This is a genomic window from Synechococcus elongatus PCC 6301 (assembly GCF_000010065.1).
In the GTDB taxonomy this organism is placed as follows: domain Bacteria; phylum Cyanobacteriota; class Cyanobacteriia; order Synechococcales; family Synechococcaceae; genus Synechococcus; species Synechococcus elongatus.
The window spans coordinates 1,851,075-1,871,695 of record NC_006576.1; the positions used below are offsets into that span (position 1 = coordinate 1,851,075).

The 20,621-nt window shown below is 56.2% G+C and carries 14 protein-coding genes and 1 other RNA gene; 6 read left to right on the forward strand and 9 right to left on the reverse strand.

Going from position 1 to position 20,621, the window contains the following annotated elements; all coding sequences use genetic code 11:
• Positions 1-104: 104 nt before the first annotated feature.
• The gene (locus tag SYC_RS09115; protein WP_011378442.1) at positions 105-725 is read right to left on the reverse strand and encodes an SDR family NAD(P)-dependent oxidoreductase; all 621 of its coding nucleotides are present in this window, start codon (positions 723-725) and stop codon (positions 105-107) included.
• Positions 726-830: 105 nt separating this feature from the next.
• On the reverse strand, positions 831-4,487 hold the full coding sequence (locus SYC_RS09120; RefSeq protein ID WP_011244025.1) for a hydantoinase B/oxoprolinase family protein: 3,657 nt from the start codon (positions 4,485-4,487) through the stop codon (positions 831-833).
• A gap of 88 nt (positions 4,488-4,575) precedes the next feature.
• Between SYC_RS09120 and SYC_RS09125 the strand changes: the two genes are divergently transcribed.
• The 3 genes from SYC_RS09125 (at position 4,576) to SYC_RS09135 (ending at position 8,850) form a co-directional block, all read left to right on the forward strand.
• Positions 4,576-5,352 (forward strand): J domain-containing protein, encoded by a 777-nt coding sequence (locus SYC_RS09125; protein ID WP_234701763.1) that lies wholly within the window; start codon positions 4,576-4,578, stop codon positions 5,350-5,352.
• 269 nt (positions 5,353-5,621) lie between these two features.
• A complete protein-coding gene (locus SYC_RS09130; RefSeq protein WP_011244027.1) occupies positions 5,622-6,791 on the forward strand; it encodes a cupin domain-containing protein in 1,170 nt (389 codons plus the stop codon).
• Between the two features lie 13 nt (positions 6,792-6,804).
• Entirely contained in the window at positions 6,805-8,850 is a 2,046-nt protein-coding gene (locus SYC_RS09135) for a c-type cytochrome (RefSeq protein WP_234701764.1), read from the forward strand.
• Between the two features lies 1 nt (position 8,851).
• Here the strand turns inward: SYC_RS09135 and hypD are convergent, their stop codons facing one another.
• From hypD to SYC_RS09155, 4 genes are all read right to left on the reverse strand, one after another.
• Positions 8,852-9,955, reverse strand: coding sequence for a hydrogenase formation protein HypD (gene hypD / locus SYC_RS09140; protein WP_011244029.1), 1,104 nt, complete (start codon positions 9,953-9,955; stop codon positions 8,852-8,854).
• A gap of 1 nt (position 9,956) precedes the next feature.
• Positions 9,957-10,979, reverse strand: a complete 1,023-nt coding sequence (locus tag SYC_RS09145) for a dihydroorotate dehydrogenase-like protein (protein WP_011244030.1) — start codon at positions 10,977-10,979, stop codon at positions 9,957-9,959.
• Positions 10,979-14,569, reverse strand: a complete 3,591-nt coding sequence (nifJ, locus tag SYC_RS09150) for a pyruvate:ferredoxin (flavodoxin) oxidoreductase (protein WP_011244031.1) — start codon at positions 14,567-14,569, stop codon at positions 10,979-10,981. Before nifJ ends, SYC_RS09145 begins: the two co-directional genes overlap by 1 nt.
• Positions 14,570-14,692: 123 nt before the next feature.
• The gene (locus tag SYC_RS09155; protein WP_173282530.1) at positions 14,693-15,772 is read right to left on the reverse strand and encodes a PIN/TRAM domain-containing protein; all 1,080 of its coding nucleotides are present in this window, start codon (positions 15,770-15,772) and stop codon (positions 14,693-14,695) included.
• A gap of 111 nt (positions 15,773-15,883) precedes the next feature.
• On the opposite strand from SYC_RS09155, the gene hemW reads away from it, so the two are divergent.
• Entirely contained in the window at positions 15,884-17,074 is a 1,191-nt protein-coding gene (gene hemW / locus SYC_RS09160; protein ID WP_011244033.1) for a radical SAM family heme chaperone HemW, read from the forward strand.
• Here the strand turns inward: hemW and panB are convergent.
• Positions 17,071-17,877 carry a 3-methyl-2-oxobutanoate hydroxymethyltransferase gene (gene panB / locus SYC_RS09165; protein ID WP_011244034.1) on the reverse strand — a complete coding sequence of 269 codons (807 nt, stop codon included), beginning with the start codon at positions 17,875-17,877 and terminating at the stop codon, positions 17,071-17,073. The genes hemW and panB overlap by 4 nt on opposite strands.
• A 79-nt stretch (positions 17,878-17,956) precedes the next feature.
• Between panB and ffs the strand changes: the two genes are divergently transcribed.
• Positions 17,957-18,053: signal recognition particle sRNA small type (ffs, locus tag SYC_RS13440), an RNA gene on the forward strand.
• Positions 18,054-18,180: 127 nt separating this feature from the next.
• Positions 18,181-18,609, forward strand: coding sequence for a phasin family protein (locus SYC_RS09170; protein WP_011244035.1), 429 nt, complete (start codon positions 18,181-18,183; stop codon positions 18,607-18,609).
• Here the strand turns inward: SYC_RS09170 and thiD are convergent.
• Complete coding sequence (gene thiD, locus SYC_RS09175; RefSeq protein WP_011244036.1) at positions 18,594-19,385, reverse strand: bifunctional hydroxymethylpyrimidine kinase/phosphomethylpyrimidine kinase; 792 nt, start codon at positions 19,383-19,385, stop codon at positions 18,594-18,596. The two genes, SYC_RS09170 and thiD, sit on opposite strands and share 16 nt — an antisense overlap.
• A complete protein-coding gene (gene ftsZ, locus SYC_RS09180; RefSeq protein ID WP_011244037.1) occupies positions 19,385-20,566 on the reverse strand; it encodes a cell division protein FtsZ in 1,182 nt (393 codons plus the stop codon). The genes thiD and ftsZ overlap by 1 nt, the downstream gene beginning before the upstream one ends.
• Between the last annotated feature and the right edge of the window lie 55 nt (positions 20,567-20,621).

Here is a 20,621-nt window from a genome sequence, read left to right on the forward strand (position 1 = left end):
CTCATATTTGTAGCCAGTTATAGAAAAGACAGTTTTCAAATTTTAGCATTCTAGACTCTTTTTTGTGAAGCTCCTCTTAAGAAGAAAGTTGGTATATCAATTTCTTAGATACGGGTTGCTCGCGCTAAAGAAAGAACACAGTCAAGAATCGCTAGAAGATCACTCAGGGGAATCGCCTCACCACCTGTCAGATTAGCTGCTGCGAGATCCGCTAACACTTCTGGGGTACCCACATTTCCCGGATTAATCACCGTGACCCCAATCTGCTGCGATCGCAATTCTTCCCGTAAGGCGTGAACAACTCCCCGCAGCCCAAACTTCGACGCACTGTTAGCAACCTCTCTTGCAGGAAAATTATCTCGACCCGAGAGAGCGCCCATAAAAACGATTTTGGGATTATGCGATCGCCGCAGTGCAGGCAGTAAGACTTTCACCAAGCGAATCGGCGCAACAAGATTGACCGCAATTACCCGCGCAATATCCTCATCCGAACAGCTTTCAAAGTCATATTGCGGTGTAAAAGCATGGGTTTCCCAAGTTCCGCCCATGTACAGCAGTGCATCGAGGCAATCCTCCCCGATCGCTCGAGCTACCGTTTCAACTCCGGCCAACTCCGATAAATCCGCTTGAATCCATTCCCCCAACTGGAGCCGCTGTCCGCGACACCGCCACAAGGCGATCGCACTGGTTAATAAAATGTTCTGCAACAGCAAGACCAATGCCACGACTGGCTCCGGCCACGAGAACTGTCTTAAAAGACATGGCTGAATGCCCGCCGACTCAGGATTGCAAACCAATCTTGACACCAACACCTTGAAGGTCAATCAGGATCAACCAGTGCCGTAGCCGCCACCACCGGGCGTAAGGATTTCAAGGCGATCGCCCGCTGAGAGGGTTACTTCCACGGTGCTTGGCAGAATTTCTTGGCTGCCATCAGCCCGAATCAAGCGATTTTCACCCGTTTGGCCAGCGCCTCCCCCCGCTAAACCAAAAGGCGCGACTTGGCGACGACTGCTGAGAATCGTGGCAGTCATCGGCTCCAAGAACTGCAGACGACGAGTTGCGCCATCGCCACCGGCATAGTGACCCGCGCCACCACTACCGCGCCGAATCGAAAACTCCTCCAGCAGCACTGGAAAACGCGACTCCAGCACCTCGGGATCGGTGAGGCGAGAGTTGGTCATGTGGGTTTGTACTACCGACGCACCTGCCCCTTCTTTGCCTGCCCCCGCACCGCCCGCGATCGTCTCGTAATACTGATAGCGATCGCTGCCAAAACTGAAGTTATTCATCGTGCCTTGGCTAGCAGCCAGCACCCCCAACGCGCCCCACAGCGCATCCGCGATCGCCTGCGAGGTTTCAACATTACCGGCAACCACGGCAGCCGGAGCTTGCGGATTGAGCAGACTGCGATCGGGGATCTGAATCGTCAGGGGTCGCAGACAACCGGCATTAAGCGGAATCGGATGATCGACAAGACAGCGAAAAACGTAGAGCACGACGGCACGGGCGATCGCTGCTGGGGCATTGAAATTATTCGGTTGCTGAGGTGAGGTGCCCGTGAGATCGAGTTGGGCTTCGCCGCGATCGCGATCGAGCGTCACGGTGACTTGAATCTGGCAACCATCATCGAGGGGGCAAACACAGGTCGCTTGACCCGGATGTTCCGCCGCCAGTTGACGGATGGCTTGACGCACCGCTTGCTCAGCGTTGTCTTGCACATGCTGCATATAGGCCAAAACAGTAGGCAGCGTGAACTGCTCAACGGCTTGGATTAGGAGTTGTTGACCCGTGGCATTGGCAGCAATTTGCGCCTGAAGATCCGCCAAATTCTGGTCAGGATTCCGCGCCGGATAGGGCGACTGGCTGAGGCGATCGCGAATGGTCGTTTCGCGAAATTGCCCTTGCCGCACTAACAGCAAGCCATCGAACAAAATGCCTTCCTGATCGATCGATTGACTCTGTGCCGGCATTGATCCCGGCGTCAAACCACCGATATCGGCATGGTGCCCGCGACTGGCGACAAAAAACTGGGGCTTAGTCTGACCCGCTAGAAAAACCGGCGTAATCACCGTGATATCCGGTAGGTGAGTGCCGCCCGCGTAGGGATTATTGAGGGCATAGACATCGCCAGGCTGAAGATCAGTGCCGACGCGATCGATCAAACTGCGGACGCTATCGCCCATCGAGCCGAGATGCACCGGAATGTGGGGCGCATTGGCAATCAGTTCGCCTGCTGCGTTGAAAAGTGCGCAGGAAAAGTCGAGGCGTTCCTTGATGTTGACGGAGCTAGCGGTGCTTTGTAGGGTCACACCCATTTGCTCGGCGATCGCCTGAAACAGATTGTTGAAAATCTCCAGCAGTGCTGGATCGACAGGAGCGGTTGCGGCGGCTGACCAATCGCGCTGCGGCAGTTCCACCGCCTCCAATAGCAGATCACCAAAGGAATTGAGGCTGGCAGCCCATCCGTGTTCGATCACGTTGGTGCCGGTTGGCTCCAGAATCAGCGCTGGCCCCAGAATGCGATCGCCCGTTTGCAACGTCTGCCGGTCATACACTGGCGTGTCGTGCCAGCGATCGCCGCTGAACATGGGCACCGTGGCTTTGATCGGCGGTAGTCCCGATCGCGTCGGCTGAGACTCGGGTAATGCCGCCGCTGGCATTCGTCCGATCGCTTCTCCTTGCAGGGCGGCAATCACCAAAGGGCGATCGGGTTGCACAAAGCCGTAGCGTTGCTGATAGGCCTGCTCAAACAGAGCGGTAATTGCTGCGGCATCCTCCGCCCAAGACACCAGTAGCGCCGAATCCGTGCCCTGATAGCGCAACTGCAGCGATCGCAGCAGAGTCACTTCCGTCAGATCCGCATCGCCATCTGCCTTGAGTTGCTCCAGAGCGCGTTGACTGAGGGCGATCGCCTGATTCTCCAGGGTGGCTAAGGTTTCCTCACTCAAAATTTGCTCGATGCTCACCTGCTGCAAGGCTCGGCGATCGGCCAAGCCCATGCCGTAGGCGGAGAGGACGCCCGCAAAGGGATGGATCAGAATCCGCCGCAGTCCCAACAATTCCGCCAAGCGGCAAGCGTGCTGACCTCCGGCTGCCCCAAAGCAGCAGAGCCAGTAATCGCTAAGATCGCGCCCGCGCTGCCACGACACTTTTTTGATGGCGTTGGCCATGTTGTCGAGAGCGATCGCCAGAAACTGCTCAGCCAACTGTTCAGGCTGGTAGGAGCGGCCTGTCTGCTGGGCGATCGTGGTGGCCAACTCCTGAAACGCCAGATTGACAGCTTCTGCATCCAAGGAGCGATCGCCAGTTGCACCAAAAACGGCTGGGAAAAATTGCGGCTGTAGTTTTCCGACTTGGATGTTGGCATCAGTGATGGTTAACGGCCCACCCTGTCCGTAGCCCTTCGGACCGGGATGCGCCCCTGCTGACTCTGGCCCCACCTGCAAGCGACCATCTTGAAAACGCAAAATCGAGCCGCCGCCCGCCGCCACGGTGTGAATATCCAGTAGCGGCACCTGAAGACGGACGCCGGCAATTTCAGTCTGATAAACCCGCTCCAGTTCACCCGCGTAGTGGGCCACATCCGTGGAGGTGCCGCCCATGTCAAAGCTGATCAGGCGATCGCAACCAGCTCGCTGACTGACCGCGATCGCGCCGACCATACCGCCCGCTGGCCCTGAGAGAATGCTGTCTTTGCCACTGAAGGCAGAAGCTGTGGCTAGCCCACCGTTCGACTGCATGAATAGCAGTTGTGGCCCTTGCCCATTTGGACATAGCGCCTGACCAATGCGACCGACATAGCGACGCAGCACCGGCGAAAGATAGGCATCGGCTACAGTCGTATCACCCCGCGCAATCAACCGCTGCAGGGGGCTGACTTGGTGCGAGACGGAAATTTGTGTAAACCCCAATTCTGTCGCGATCGCAGCCAGTTGTTGTTCGTGCTGGGGATAGCGGTAGCCATGCATCAAGGCGATCGCGCAGGCGGTGCAGCCTTGGTCTTTTGCCTGTTGGAGTTGCTGACGGATGATCTCCAGCTCCGTCAACGGTTGCAGAATCTCACCGCTGGCACTGACCCGCTCCGACACTTCAATCACGCGATCGTAGAGTGGCTCCGGTTGCTGGATGATCCGCGCAAAAATGTTGGGCCGATTCTGGTAGCCAATTCGCAGCGCATCGCCAAAACCCTGGGTGATCAGCAGCACGGTGCGATCGCCCTTCCGTTCCAGCAGCGCATTGGTGGCGACGGTCGTGCCCATCTTGACTGCGGCGATCGCCTCGATGGGAAGTGGATCTTCAGCCTGCAATCCCAAACAATCCCGAATGCCTTGCAGCACGGCATCCTCGTAGCGATCGGGGTTCTCAGACAGCAGTTTGTGCGCCGTTAACCTGCCATCAGGATGCTGGGCCACAATGTCAGTGAAGGTGCCGCCGCGATCGATCCAAAACTGCCATTGACTGCCATTGGCGACCGGAGCGGGCATAGTGAAGGAGAGACTGAAGACGAGCCTCTCCATTGTTGAGGATGCTGAGCTTGGCTCGCCACCTTTGGTTCTGCCCCGCCGTCCTGCCGTGAAGCGAGTGACCGATCCCAGCCGAGTCGAAGCCCTGCTGGCCGAATTGCGGCAGGAATTTGACCGCCTCCGCCAAGAACAGGAGCGCGGTCGCGATTTGCGATCGCTGTTGCGGGCAGTCTCAGTCGACGATCTGGCGCAGACGCTCTATCAGTCGCTTGATCCGCAGCAACTAAAGCGACTGCAGCGCCGACTCGAAAGCTATCAATGTCAAGAAGAGGGATGGGACGAGCTAGAGCGAGACATTGAAAAGTTAGTGCCGCTGCCTTGGACGCTGATTCGGCAGTTCATTTTGGGGCTGGCTCAGCAAAAGTTTTCGATGGTGCATACACCCGAGGAGCTAGCAGCTTGCTTGGCCGATGAGTATGCAGTACGGCTTGATTTGCGCCAAAAGACCGATTGGTTTCGGGCTTGGGCACTCCTTCGCTACGGCCTCAGTGCGGGTACGGCGCTGAACAATCCGCCCCACAGCATCCACCAGTTTGTCGAGCAGGCGATGCAGTTTGGGGCGCAGCAACGGCGATCGCGATCGCAGCAAACCCAACAGCAGTATCAACCTCCTCGCGATCGCCAAGCTGCTAAGCAGCCCTCATCCAACGCTGAGATTCCAGCGGCAGCCACGGTTCTAGGCTTGCCTTGGCCGACTACCCTGCAAGAACTAAAAGCCTCCTATCGCCGCCTAGCCAAAGCAAATCACCCGGATCTGGGAGGTGATCCCGATCGCTTCCAACAAATTCAGTTGGCCTACGAAGAACTGCGATCGGTAATGCAGTAGGGCCGACGAGATATTGAGACAAGCCAGCTGATTGGCTTCATCAGTGGATTGAGAACTGTTGGCAAAAGTAAAAATTTAAGTGTTCAAAATCGTCTGAAATTGCTCGGTAGCGGCTGCAAGGCTTGATCAGCGTAAATCGAACAAATTTTTTATGGCAGTGAAAATTTGCAAAAAGAATTGGAGTTCCAAAATTCCTCAGTTACTTTCTGCTTAAGGCAGGTCGGCAGAACTTTCCTGTAAACCCGCTTGACTGAACTCACTTACTGACGATGCAAAAAAAGTCTAAGTTTTTTCTGGGTTTGTTAGGCGTCATCACCTGTTTTGTCCTGATAGGTAGTTTCTGTTTGCCCTCATTGGCACAAACACAAACTTGGCGATCGCTTTCCAATGTTGTCTGGGGAAAAGACCTCCCTGCCTTTAGCTACCCATTCAGCAAGACGCCACTTGTGGACTACGACGGTGGCGTGACTAAACAAGTGGGAACCTATAACTTTCCTGTTAGCAAAGGAATGGCTGGGGTCTACATGACTCTGAAGCCTGGAGCGATCCGAGAATTACATTGGCATGCCAATGCTGCAGAGTGGGCCTACGTCATTGAAGGACGAACACGAGTCACACTGACAAATCCAGACGGACAAGTTCAGATCGCCGATGTTGATCAAGGGGGGCTCTGGTATTTTCCCCGCGGCTGGGGTCATAGTATCGAGGGAATAGGCCCTGGTACTGCCAAGTTTCTGTTGGTTTTTAACGACGGCACTTTCTCAGAAGGAGCGACTTTCAGCATCACAGACTGGCTCTCCCACACACCGATTTCTTGGGTTCAGCAAAACTTTGGCTGGAGTCAAGATGAAGTTGAAAAACTTCCCAAAAAACAAGTTTATATCTCTCGCTATAACCCAGAGGTTAAGCCACTGGATAAAACACAATCTAGAAACCCTAAAGTTTCTAGGATCGTTCTCCCTTATACCCATAATCTTTTGGCTGAAAAGCCACGCACAAGTCAGGCTGGTAATACACTCAAGCTGGCAAGTGCTAAAGAGTTTCCTGCGAGCTTCAACATGGCAGGAGCTCTATTGCGATTAGAGCCCGGTGCAATGCGCCAATTGCACTGGCATCCGAATGCCGATGAATGGCAATACGTCCTCAATGGATCGATGGATCTAGCCGTTTTTGCCTCTGAAGGAAAAGCGAGTATGAGCCGTCTACAGAAGGGTGATGTCGGCTACGTTCCTAAAGGCTATGGGCACGCGCTGCGCAATAGCTCTGATCAACCGCTAGATGTTCTCATTGTCTTTAATGATGGCGACTATCAAAGTATTGATCTCAACGACTGGATTATGAGTAATCCCAATACTGTGCTGGATGATGTCTTTCAGCTTTCTCCGCAGTTGTTAGATAAGCTGCCTAAAGAAAGTGAGATTCTGATTCCTCGTAGCTAAGTGATTGAGCAGGTTGAATGAAGCATTGAACCCAAAGATCAAAATGTCAAAACAAAAATGGGCCGTTCGTCTAGCTGTTATTGCTCTGGTTTTGGCCTTTTGGCAGGTTTTATCGCTATCATCCCCTGCTCGATCCCGTGAACTAAAAACGCTCAGCCTTGCTCCAGTTTGTTCAGTCAAACTGCAAGATCCTAAAGTCACGTGGCAACTGCCAGAAGACGTCGAAGGAGGCTTGTTACAGAAAAACTTTAATGTTGTTCAGCGAGCTGTGGATCTCTTTGCTTGGCAAGAGTTTATTGCTCTAAATTGGCCTGCAAAGGTAGGCGATCGCGGTCAACCGGATATTGCAGCAATCCTTGCGAAGGCTGGCCCTCGCGTTTGGGAGACTTGGAAAGAAGCCAGCGAAGTCTACCTGCCCAATAGCGCACTCCCTCAAGCCTGGAATCGCGGGCCAGCTCTGCCTGATGAAGTGGCCCCATCTGGAGCAACAAAGGTTCTCTTTAGGACTAGTAAGGTTGACGAGGTGTTGAGTGATCAATTCCAACCAACTAAAGCTGATGGTGCTTTGCCTGGAACTTTAACGGATCAAAGAGGAAATCTTGTTCGCTACGAGATTCGTATGAACAAGACTCTATTTGATTATGTTGTTGACAACAAACTCTATCAGGCAGAACAGCAGGCGAACTTCCCTAATCTCTCTGCTCCGGTAGGATCGATTCTTCTCAAAGCAGCTTGGCGAGAAGTCTTGCCGAAAGAGCGCGATCGCTTCTATACAGTGCCAGCCTACGTGAAAGATATCGAGGGTGATCGCTACCAAGAAAAGCTCATGGGTTTGGTAGGCTTTCATCTCATGACGAAGACGGCCAGTGCTCCCCAGTGGATTTGGAGTACCTATGAACAGATCGATAACGTGGAGGGTTTGCATCCTTCCTTCTTTAACCCTGATTGCCCCAACTGCCTCAAAAATCAGCAAACGCAGCCACAAGTACCCAATCAAATTACTCGTGAAACTCCTATCCCTGCGGTTGACCCTGACTGCAGTCAAAAATCAGTCGCGATCGATAACATTGCTGCCCTGAACCGAGCCATGCAAAAGGGTCTAGGTGATTCAGTTTGGCGGCACTATCAGTTGATTAATACGCAATGGCCTGTCCCTTCACCGCAACCCTCTAGCCCTCCAACCGTCTTTAAGGTATTGCCGCCTATTTTGGCAAACACAACGATGGAGAGCTATATCCAGAAAAGTTCCTCTTGCATGGGTTGCCATGCGATCGCTCGAACGACTAATACGCAGCAATATCGATCTGCAGATTTTAGTTTTACCTTTGCTGAAGCACGGCCAGTCCTCAAAAACCCTCAAATTATTGCTCCTCCTAAGTCTCCCAACACAAAATGGGATCGGGAGAACTGGAATAGCATTTTGCGAGGCTATCTAATTGCGAATAAAACCTATGAAACACTGCCCCAGTATGTTCCTCAGGCGAAACTTCACTGTGCTAGCTGCCATCTCAATGTTGGGGCAAATCCTACGGCCTCCTCTTGGTTTGGGATGATCAAAAAGTATCAATATCCAGAAACAGATGATTTGCAGAAGAGAATTAATTCCTGCTTTGAGCATAGCCTCAACGGCTTGCCGCTACCGTTGGAGAAATATAATCCAGAAGCTCAAGCTCTGATTACATATATGCAGTGGCTAGATCAGCAAGCTGCTCAGTCTAAAATTACGCTGCCTAAAACAGCTTATCCAGATATTCAGAAGCTCGCTGGAAATCCAAAGCAGGGTCAAGAAATTTTTCAGCAGAAGTGTGCGTTTTGTCATGAGTTGAATGGTGCAGGCCGCTATGGAAGTAACACCTACTATCGACCTGCGCTGTGGGGTGATCAATCCTTTAATCGCTTGGCTGGGTTAGCACAGCCGGAGACTTTGGCAAAATTCCTGAAGTCGAATATGCCCTATCAGTTTGGGGGAAACTTGACAGATCAGGAAGCCTGGGATTTAGCCACTTTTATCGATCGTCAGCCTCGCCCACAAGGCCCCTACAAAGCGCCGAAGACTTAAATCAATTCATGACTTGAGTGCGGCGATAGCGATAGTATGCAGCGCAAGCTCCCTCGCTGGAAACCATTGGCGCACCTAGAGGTTTTTCTGGAGTACAAGTGCGACCAAAAGCCGGACAGTCACAGGGTTGTTTCTGGCCTTGAAGAACCAAACCGCTGATGCAGTCATTGACTGATGTGAGCGCGATCGCGCCAGTGATTGCAAAACGACAATGGGCATCAAACGACTTAAATTCAGGCTGGAATTCCAGCCCTCCCTCGGGAATTGTGCCCAGGCTGCGCCAGTCTTGATCGGCGATCGCAAACACCCGTTCTACCCACTGCTGAGCGGCTAAATTTCCAGCTTCTTGAACAGCGCGACCGTAGCAATTCACGACTTCAGAGCGGCCGGATTCTAGTTGATCCAGACAGGCGTAAATGCCCTGCAAAATATCGACTGGTTCAAAGCCAGTAATCGCGATCGGGACATGATAGCGATTAGCGATCGCCGGATATTCCGCTAAACCAGCGACTGTACAAACATGACCCGCCGCCAGAAAGCCTTGAATCCGGCAATCTGGATCAGCGAGTAACTGTGTCATCGCCGGAGCCACGCGGACATGAGACAGCAACACCGAAAAGTTGGTGAGCTGTTGTTGCTGGGCTTGGGCGATCGCGAGAGCAGTTGCGGGAGCTGTTGTTTCAAAGCCGACCGCGAGAAAAACCACTTGGCGATCGGGGTTTTTAGCTGCGATCGCAACAGCATCCAGTGGACTATAGACAATCTGCACCTGAGCACCAGCGGCACGGGCTTGCTGTAAACTCTGCTGGCGTTCGCCGGGAACCCGTACCATATCGCCGAAGCTACAGATTATGACTTGCGGATCTTGGGCGATCGCGATTGCCTGATCAATCACCGAGCCGGGCGTCACACAGACCGGACAACCGGGGCCATGCAGCAGCGTCACCCCCTCGGGCAGCAAAGTATCGAGGCCATAGCGAACGATGCTGTGGGTCTGGCCGCCGCAAACTTCCATCAGCGTCCAAGGTCGCGTTACCCGTTGCGCGATCGCTTCTACCCACGCTTGCACGGCTGCCGCCTGCCGAAACTCCTGGACGTAGCGCACCTCAACCCCCCGGGAAGACTTCCGGCACCGCCCAAGTGCCACTCTGCAGCGATCGCAGATACTGCACCCGTTCAAAGCGATCGGGCGCCGGACAGGACTGCTGACTCATGCAACCTTGCAGCAGCGACAACGCGGGGCAATCATGCTCCGCCAGCCACGTTTTTAAGTCTGCTTCAATCCGCTGCAAGACGTCGGGGCCATGGCGTAACAGTGCCCCCACAATTTGCGTGGTGGCTGCTCCCGCCATCACCATGCGGATCACATCATCAGCGCGTTGAATGCCACCCGTCGCCGCAAAATCCACCGGCACCTGTCCGTAGAGCAGCGCAATCCAATGCAGCGGCAGCCGTTGATCCTGTGGGTTACTCAAGATCAGGCGCGGCACGACGTCCAAACTCTCAATGTCGATATCCGGCTGATAAAAGCGGTTAAACAGCACGATCGCCTGAGCCCCCGCTTGGGCAAACTGCCGGATCATGTGGCCGGGACTGCTGAAAAAAGGGCTGAGCTTAACCGCCAGCGGTAACTGCGTCGCCGCCCGCACTTGCTCAACCACCCGCAGATATTGGGCTTCGACTTCCGCTCCGCTCTGATTCGGATCGACCGGCAGCGCGTACAAGTTCAGCTCCAGTGCATCCGCGCCAGCACCTTCAATTCGGCGGGCGTAATCAACCCAGCCGTTATCACTGGTGCCATTCAAACTGGCGATGATCGGGATTTGAACTTGAGCTTTAGCCTTCTCAATCTGCCGGAGATAATGCACCGGCCCGATCGGGAACCAAGCGGGCTCCGGCGCATAGGTCAGGGATTCTGCATAGTGATGACTGCCGACTTCCAACTGCTGCCAAACGGCCTGATGCTCGGCTTCTACCTGCTCCTCAAATAGGGAATGGAGCACGATCGCACTCGCTCCCGCTGCTTCTAAGGCGGGGAGTTGTTCCGTCCGCTCACTCAGGGGAGCAGCAGCCCCAACCACCAAGGGCGATCGCAACTTCAGCCCCAGGTAATCCATGCTCAGGTCCATTACTGAGGCCCTCCTGCCGTGGGTTTCGGGGTTGGTTTCGCCAGTGCTTGATAGAACTGCCAGCGCTGATCCACATCGGCCTGTGCTTGGTCGAGTAGTTGTTGCGCGGCTTCTGGCTGACTGAGACGCAGCATCTGGAAGCGATTTTCGGAATAGAGCGCTTGCGACAGCGGTAGATGGGGCGATCGCGAATCGAGTTGCAGTGTGTTATCACCGCGATCGCGGCGGCGCGGATCGTAGCGATAGAGCAACCAGCGACCGGAATCGACGGCTCGTTTCTGCGCATCCAAGCCTTTGGTCATGTCGATGCCGTGGGCGATGCAATGGGAGTAGGCAATGATCAGCGACGGCCCCGGATAGGACTCGGCTTCGATGAAGGTGCGAATCGTGTGCTCGTCCCGTGCCCCGAGTGCCACGCTGGCCACATAAGCCGAGCCGTAGGTCATCGCGATTAAGCCGAGGTCTTTCTTGGCGCTGGGTTTGCCACCTGCCGCAAATTTAGCGACCGCCGCCCGTGGCGTTGACTTCGACATTTGGCCGCCGGTGTTGGAGTAAACCTCCGTATCCAGCACGAGGATATTGACGTTGCGGCCGCTGGCGAGGACGTGATCGAGTCCGCCAAAGCCGATGTCGTAGGCCCAGCCATCGCCACCCACCAGCCAGACACTCTTGCGCACCAATGTGTCCGCCAGATCCAGCCAGCGATTGAGGCGATCGCTCACGGATGCGTCCGGTTCCTGACTGAGCCAGTCTTGCACTTGCTGTTTGAGCTGTTGAACGCGATCGCGCTGCTCGAAAATACCGGCTTCACTGCTTTGATCAGCATTGAGTGTCTGCTGCACCAGTTCTGGCGAGAGAGGACTGCCCGCGATCGCCGCCAGATGGCTGAGCAACTGCTGCGCCATGGCTTCCTGTTGATCAAGCGCGACACGGAAACCCAGCCCAAACTCGGCGTTGTCTTCAAACAGCGAATTCGACCAAGCGGGGCCGCGCCCCTCGGCGTTGTGCGTCCAAGGCGTCGTTGGCAAATTGCCGCTGTAAATTGAGGAGCAACCCGTGGCGTTAGCGACCAACAGGCGATCGCCAAACAGTTGCGTCATCAGCTTCAGGTAGGGCGTTTCGCCGCAGCCCGCGCAGGCGCCCGAAAATTCAAACAGCGGTTGCTGCAACTGCTGCTGGCCAATTTTGTGCAAATTCAAGGCGCTGCGATCAACTTCCGGCAGGCTCAAGAAAAAGTCCCAGTTGTGCCGCTCAGCCTCGCGCAACGGCGCCTGCGCCGCCATATTCAGGGCTTTGCGGCGCGGTTGCTGGCGATCGCGAGCGGGGCAGACTTCCACGCAGAGCTGGCAGCCAGTGCAATCTTCGGTCGAAACCTGAATCGTGAAGGGGCGATCGCTCCAAGTGGCATCCCGAGCGGGAGCGTGCTTGAACGTCTCCGGTGCTGCCTCCAGTACCTCGGATTCGTAGACTTTGGCGCGAATCACACCGTGCGGGCAGACCAGCAGGCATTTGCCGCACTGCACACAGAGGTCGGGCTCCCAAACCGGCACGGTGTCGCTGATATTGCGTTTTTCGTAGCAGCTGGTGCCGCTGGGATAGGTGCCATCGACCGGCAGCGCACTAACCGGCAGTTGATCACCTTTGCGAGCCAGCATCGCGCCCAGCACATCGCGGACAAAGGGCGGAGCGGATGCGATCGCGGGAGTCTCCGTTACACCCACGGCAACGGGTATGCCGATCGGTAAGGGCTTGAGGGCCGCTAAGGTCGGCTCAATGATCGCGAGATTGGCATCAACAACGGCTTGCCCTTTCTTACCGTAGGTTTTCTGGACAGCGCGGCGGTAGGCTGCGATCGCAGTGTCTTGGGGCAACACACCCGACAACGCAAAGAAGGCAACCTGCATCACCGTGTTGATGTGGCGACCCAGTCCTTGCTCCGCCGCTAAAGCATCCGCGTTGATCACCCAAGGCTGCAGTTGCTTGTCGAGGATGCCCTGCTGCACTTTTTCTGGGAGTTGCTGCCAGGTCTCCTCGGGGCTGTAGGGGCTGTTGATCAGCAGCGTGGCATGGGGAGCGGCGCTGTCGATTAGGTCGAAGCTGTGCAGGAATTGCCATTGGTGGCAGGCGACAAAGTTGGCCTGCCTAATCAGGTAGGGTGCTGCGATCGCGCGAGGTCCAAAGCGCAGGTGCGAGACCGTGACCGAACCGGATTTCTTCGAGTCGTAGACGAAGTAGCCCTGCGCCCAGTTGTCGGTGTCCTCGCCAATGATCTTGATCGAGTTTTTATTCGCCCCGACGGTGCCATCCGAGCCGAGACCGTAGAAAATCGCCCGCACTGTGTCGGCGGCTTCGATCGACCAACTGGGATCCCACGGCAGCGAGAGATGGGTCACATCGTCCTCAATCCCGATCGTGAAGGGATGCTGCAATCGCGTTTGGCTGAGGTGATCAAAGATTGCCTTGGTCATCGCTGGCGTAAATTCTTTCGATGAGAGGCCATAGCGACCGCCGATAACGCGGGGCGGTTGTTCCAGCCGTGACAGCGCTTCGACGACATCCAGATAGAGCGGTTCGCCACTGGCGCCAGGTTCCTTGCAGCGATCGAGGACGGCGATCGCCTTGACTGTTGCGGGTAAAGCCTGCCGCAATTCCGCTGCTGGGAATGGTCGATAGAGCCGCAGCTTCAGCACCCCGACTTTTTCGCCTTGGGCTTGCAGTGCAAGGACGGTCTGCTCAGCGACTTCTGCGCCGGAACCCATCACCACGATCGCCCGCTCCGCATCGGGAGCACCAACGTAGTCCACCAGTTCGTAAGCGCGACCCGTCAGCTGCGCGAACTCATCCATCGCCGCTTGGACGAGGGCAGGAGCTGCGTTGTAGTAGCGATTGACCGTCTCGCGGGCTTGGAAATAGACATCGGGATTCTGAGCGGTGCCGCGAATCACCGGATGGTCAGGGCTGAGAGCACGGTGACGATGCTCACGAATCGCCTCAGCGGGAATGTATTGCTGCAGCACCTCATCTGGTAGCAGCGCAATCTTCTGGATTTCGTGGGAGGTGCGGAATCCGTCGAAAAAGTGCAGGAAAGGAATCCGGCTTTGCAGACTGGCCCGCAGGGCGATCGCGGCAAAATCTTGCGCCTCTTGCACGGAGGCTGAACAGAGCAACGCACAGCCTGTCCCCCGCACCGCCATCACATCGCTGTGGTCGCCAAAGATCGAAAGCCCCTGCGCCGCCAGCGATCGCGCCGCAATATGTAACGCCATCGGCGTCAGTTCGCCCGCAATCTTGTAGAGATTGGGGATCATCAACAGCAAGCCCTGGGACGCCGTGAAAGTCGTCGTCAGTGCCCCGACTTGCAGCGCTCCATGCACCGCTCCGGCTGCTCCAGCCTCACTCTGCATTTCGACAATGCTGGGCACGTCGCCCCAAAGATTCGGTCGGTGAGTGGCTGCCCAAGCATCAGCCCATTCGCCCATGGGTGAAGCGGGCGTAATCGGATAGATGGCGATAACTTCGCTGAGGCGATAGGCAACCCTTGCCACCGCTTCATTGCCGTCTAAGGTGGCGTAGACAGGAGAGGAGGCCATTTTTCTCCGCAGAAAGCGGTATCTGCCCCTATCGTGGGCACCGCGATCGCTGAAGCCACCAGATTGTGCCGTTTTTTTAGCTTTCGCTCACGCTCCGTTACGCAAGGGAGTGAGTTGAAGGATCTAGGCGGGCATCAGCGAAACAGGCTTAGCAAAGATCAGACGACCGGCAGAAGTTTGCAAGGCACCGGTCACCATCACCGCAATTTCACTGCCGATGAAGGGGCGGCCTCCTTCGACAACAACCATCGTGCCGTCTTCGAGATAGCCCACGCCTTGAGCGGCTTCTTTGCCTTCCTTGAGGATCCGTAGGTCGAAGCGATCGCCCGGTAGATAGGTGGGGCGTAGCGTTTTCGCGAGGTCATTGATATTCAGGACCGTGACCTCTTGAATGCTGGCAACCCGATTGAGGTTGTAGTCCACCGTTAACAGCGGTGCTTGCAAATCCTGGGCTAAACGGACGAGCTTGGCATCTACCGTACCGATGTCATCGTAGTCAGCACTGTTGATTGAGATGCGGGGCGCATAGGTTTCGCGTAGCCGGTTCAGGACGTCCAAACCCCGCCGTCCCCACGATCGCTTTTGGTCATTACTGGCATCTGCGAGTTGCTGCAGTTCTTGCAAGACAAACTGCGGCACAATCAGCCGCCCTTCCAAAAAGCCAGTCTCGATCAGGGCTTCAATCCGGCCATCGATGATGCAGCTGGTATCGATCACCTTGCTGATTGCAGGCTTGAGCGTTCCTTCGGCTAGCAGCGCCGACTCAACGGAGCCGGGATTGACCAGCCGAATCAGGGTGCGCCCGTGGGTATCGGCCAAGGTGATTCCCGACATGCCGAAAGCGATACTGCCGATTACTGCAGCCAAGGGTTTGAGAAAGACAAACTCCGTCGGAATGGGGAGCAAGAAAATGGGCGTCAGGATCAGGTTGGCGATCACCAACCCAAGAATGAGCCCCACCGCTCGGCTAATCAACTGATCCGTGGGCATTTGCCGTGCTTGCAACTGCAGCCGTCGAACTGCGGCTTGTGCCAAGAGGCCGAACAAACCACCAAACAAAGCAGTGAATCCGGCGACCACAAAGCGCAGCCCCTCCAGATCCGTTACCTGTTGCAGAGCACGTTCCGGCAGCAGATCAACTCCCAGGAAACCGGTTACCGCGCCGGTGATCAAAAAAAGCAGAATAATCAAAGCGTCTAACATAGTCGCGAACCGAAGCGGCGCAAACTCTGTGGCTGCACGGGATCGCGCCAGCCTCGGGGCAGGGAGCCCCATTATATCCACCCATCAGTATGGGCCTGCTGGCAACAGCACATGATCAATTTGCCGATTGCTGCTTACCTACACATCCCCTTTTGTCGTCGTCGCTGCTTTTACTGTGACTTCCCGATTAGCGTCGTGGGCGATCGCCTGCGCGGGGATCAGTCCGGCATGATCCGCCAGTATGTGGACGCGATCTGCCAAGAAATTGCTGCGACGCCTGTGCTTGGGCCAGCACTGCAAACGGTCTTTTTCGGTGGGGGAACGCCCTCCCTGCTGAGTCCCAATCAGCTCGATCGCATTCTGCAGACCCTCGATCGCCGTTTTGGGATTGCAGCGACGGCTGAAATTTCAATCGAAATGGATCCCGCTAGCTTTGACCGATCGCAAGCGATCGCAACGCGACAGCTAGGCTTTAACCGCGTCAGTATTGGCGCTCAGGCGTTTCAAGATGGCCTGTTGGAACGGTGTGGTCGTACCCATCGGCGGGCCGATATCGATCGCGCTGTGGCGGATTTGCGGGCTGCTGGTTTCGAGAATCTCAGTCTGGATTTGATCTCGGGTCTACCGGAACAGACGCTGGCGGATTGGCAGGCTTCATTAGAAGCCGCGATCGCCCTAGAACCGACTCACCTCTCGGCCTACGATCTGGTGCTAGAACCAGAGACGGTGTTTGGCAAGCGCTATCAACCGGGCGATCGCCCCTTGCCAGCCGATGAGCAAACCGCTGTCATGTATCGACTGGCGCATAGGACCTTGGAAGCGGCGGGCTTTGAGCACTATGAAATCTCGAACTATGCGCGATCGGGATTTCAGTGTCGCCACAATCGCGTCTACTGGCAGGATCAGTCCTTCTATGGCTTTGGGGTCGGTGCGACGAGTGCCCTGCAAGGCCAGCGGTTTGGCCGTCCGCGCCGCCGAGCTGATTACTTTATCTGGCTCGAGACGCCGGGTGCGATCGCGGCAGCTTGTGCACCGGTTACCTCTGATCCGGCTGATGCCTTAGCGGAAACGCTGATGTTGGGGCTGCGGCTGGCGGAAGGGTTGGATTGGACCGCATTAGAGCAGCCGTTTGGGGCAGAAATCCTGCGATCGCTGCAACCTGTGATTCAGCGCTACCAACAGGCGGGCTGGTTGCAATGGCAGGGCGATCGCCTCAGCTTGACCCAGCCGGAGGGCATGCTCTTCTCGAATCAGGTCTTAGCCAGTTTGTTTGAACGACTCGAGGCGATCGCGACTGTCTAGGAGAGTGGTTCCTGTTCAGCTGGCTGAGACTGGAGGAACTGGCGATCGCGCACTTCTCGGGCGTAACGCTGCACGGCAGATCCGATCGCTTGCCGCAGGTTGAGATAAGCCGGCGCAAAGGGCGGCTGGCTAGGGGTCAGTCCTAGCAGATCGGCGGTCACCAAAATTTGCCCATCACAATTAGGGCCAGCCCCAATCCCGATCGTTGGAATCGAGAGTTTCGCCGTGATCATGGCTGCAAGGCGATCGGGAATGTGTTCCAAGACGATCGCGAACGCGCCAGCAGCCTCCAGCGCGAGAGCCTGATCCAAAATCTGCTGCTGCGCTTCGGGCGTTTGTCCCTGCTGGCGATAGCCGAGCTGGCGCACGGATTGCGGAGTCAGCCCCACATGCCCCATCACCGGAATGCCGACTTCCACCAGTCGTTGCACCGTTTCTAAGAGGCGCGGATAGCCCCCCTCTAATTTGACGGCTTGAGCCTCCGTCACCTTCAGCAGTTGTCCTGCTGCGAGAATCGCGTCTTCTGGGCTGGTTTGGTAGGACAAAAACGGCAAGTCGCTGACGATCAGGGCATTGCGGCAACCACGCTGCACGGCCTGCACATGGTGAATCATGTCTTCTAGGCTTAGGGGCAGCGTCGTGGGATGCCCGAGGGCAACCATTGCCAAGGAATCGCCAACAAGAACCAGATCGATGCCTGCCTCATCCAAAATGCTGGCGATCGCAAAATCCCAAGCGGTCAGCGCCACAATCGGGCGACCCTGTTGCTTCCACTGACGCAGGTGACGAGGCGTGATCGGCATGGTCGCAACTGAGACGCGCTTCCTCACGCTATCAGACCGGCGCGATCGCTCGATAGGGGAGCAATGCTATGCTGAGATCGACTCGGACCTATGTGGTCAGAACGCCCAAATCCTGTCAGGACCGGAAGGTAGCAGCAGTACGGGATGCTTTTGACAGGCGTAGACTCCGGGTCACTTTTTTTGCGCATGAGTCTGCGCGATCGCGGCGAATGTGGCCCGAGTCACTTCCCAGAGCGGCCTCACTGCCCTCAACACTCCAAGTGGCAAGGCTATGCTGAAGCAAGACGCCCCAGAGCTGCTGGCATGAGCACTGTTACTGATCTTCTCCAAAAAGCGGTCTACCTTGGCATCGGGCTGGCTTCCTATGTGCCCGAGTTGGCGAAAAGCGAAAATCTCTCGGATCTGAGCGATCGCGTCCAAAAATTAGTCGATGACTTGGTCGCTCGGGGTGAAATGACCACGGAAGAAGCCAAGCATGCGGTTGAAGACTTGGTGAGACAAGCGCAAGGCTCTGTCAATGGTCCCGCTGGATCGCCCCCGCCTATCCCTCAGCCCATTCAGATCACGGTTGAGGAAGTCGAACCCGAGGCCAGTTCGAGCGCGGCCTCAACGCCTGCCGACAGTGCGCCATCTAACAATCCAGCTTCTGCTGCTGACGATCTGGAAAGTCTGCGTCAGCAAGTCAGTCAACTGCGAGAAGAATTGAACCGCCTCAATCAGAACAAAGGATAAAAATGCCCAAGCGGGCCTTGTCCTTGACCGATCGCGAGGCTGTGGCGGAGTGCTTTGGTGACGTAGTGTTTTGCGGCTTGGGCAGCTGCTAGAATCTCAAGCCCCAGCGCAGCATTGGCGGCGATCGCGGCGGCTAAAGTGCAGCCACTGCCGTGGGTATGGGGTGTGGCGATCGCTTCCGTCTTTAGGATGTGGGATCGTTGGCCATCCCACCACCAATCGACGCCGTGCCAGTCGCCGGTCGCTGCTCCACCTTTGATCAGCACGGCTTGCGGTCCAAGGTCTCGGATGATCCGTGCGGCGCGATCGAGATCAGCAGCGTCTTGGATGTCCATCCCGGCTAGTAGCTGAGCTTCGTAGCGATTAGGGGTCAAGACGGTTGCCAGCGGCAAGAGGTGATCGCGGAGGACAGCGATCGCAGCCTGATCGATCAGCACTGCACCCGTGCGCGACACCATGACGGGATCGATGATCCGAGGAATGAAGAGTGGTGCGATTGTCCCAGCAACCACTTCCATAATTTCGGCATTGAGCAGCATGCCGGTTTTCAAGGCTTGGGGCGGCAAATCAGAAAGCACCGCATCGAGCTGCGCCGCCACACCTGCCGGTGCGATCGCATCGACTCGAGTCACGCCTAGCGTGTTCTGGGCCGTCACACAGGTAATCGCACAGGTGCCGTGCACTTGATGGAAGGCAAAAGTCCGTAGATCGGCTTGAATGCCAGCTCCACCGCCGCTATCAGATCCGGCAATGGTCAGGGCGATCGGAACAGCCACTAGGGTCGGTTTTGAATTTTCCGTTGTAGGAAGGCCGGAATGTCGAGGCCGCCGCCGCTCGCCGGTGGGGCACTAGCTGGGTTGGGACTCACGCTGGGTTGGCTGGTCGGCTGGGACGTGCTGGTGGAAATCGTGTTGAGGTTGGGGCGATCGGTGCTGAAGCCCGTGGCGATCACGGTGATCCGCAGCTCTCCTTCCAATCGATCGTCAATCACGGCGCCGAAAATGATATTGGCTTCAGGATCGACGACTTCGTAAATCGCATCCGCTGCTGCGTTGACCTCATGCAGGGTCATATCGCGGCCGCCTGTGATGTTGAAGACAACGCCGCGCGCCCCTTCGATCGAAGACTCCAGCAGCGGTGAGCTAATGGCTGCATGAGCGGCTTCCCGAGCGCGGGACTTGCCAGAGCCGCTACCGATGCCCATCAGGGCTGATCCAGCATCGGCCATGACGGCGCGAACGTCGGCAAAGTCGACGTTGACCAGACCTGGGATCGTGATGATGTCAGAAATCCCTTGCACACCCTGCCGGAGAATATCGTCGGCGACCCGGAAAGCTTCTTGAATCGGCGTCTGCTCAGATATGGCGTGGAGTAGGCGGTCATTAGGAATAGTGATCAAAGTGTCGACTGAGCTTTGCAGTGCGGCTGTTCCTTCTTCCGCCTGCTTCATTCGGCGACGCCCTTCGAAGGTGAAGGGTTTGGTGACAATCCCAACCGTCAGCGCACCCACTTCTTTGGCGACTTCTGCCACGATCGGGGCAGCTCCAGTGCCGGTTCCACCGCCCATCCCCGCCGTGATAAAGACGAGGTCAGCCCCTTCCAAGGCGGCGATTAGTTCTTCCCGCGATTCTTCAGCGGCTTTCATGCCGATCGCAGGGTTGCCACCTGCGCCTAGCCCTCGCGTTAGTTTCTGTCCCAACTGCATCCGCTTGGGGGCTGCAGAGTGGAGCAAAGCTTGAGCATCAGTGTTGAGGGCCCAAAATTCAACCCCGCTGACATCGCTGCTAATCATGCGGTTGACCCCGTTGCTGCCGCCACCGCCAACGCCAATTACCTTGATGCGGGCAACGCTGCTGGGGATGATTAGTTCTTCTGGCTGCCCTAGTGCATCGAACCCCGACAGAGAGCCGTCACGGTTGAAGCCATAGGAATTGTTGATCGGCATAGGGTCGGTCATGGGGGTGAGTAGTAGCAGCCAACCATGGGCTTGGACAAGCTCGGTTGAACGCTAG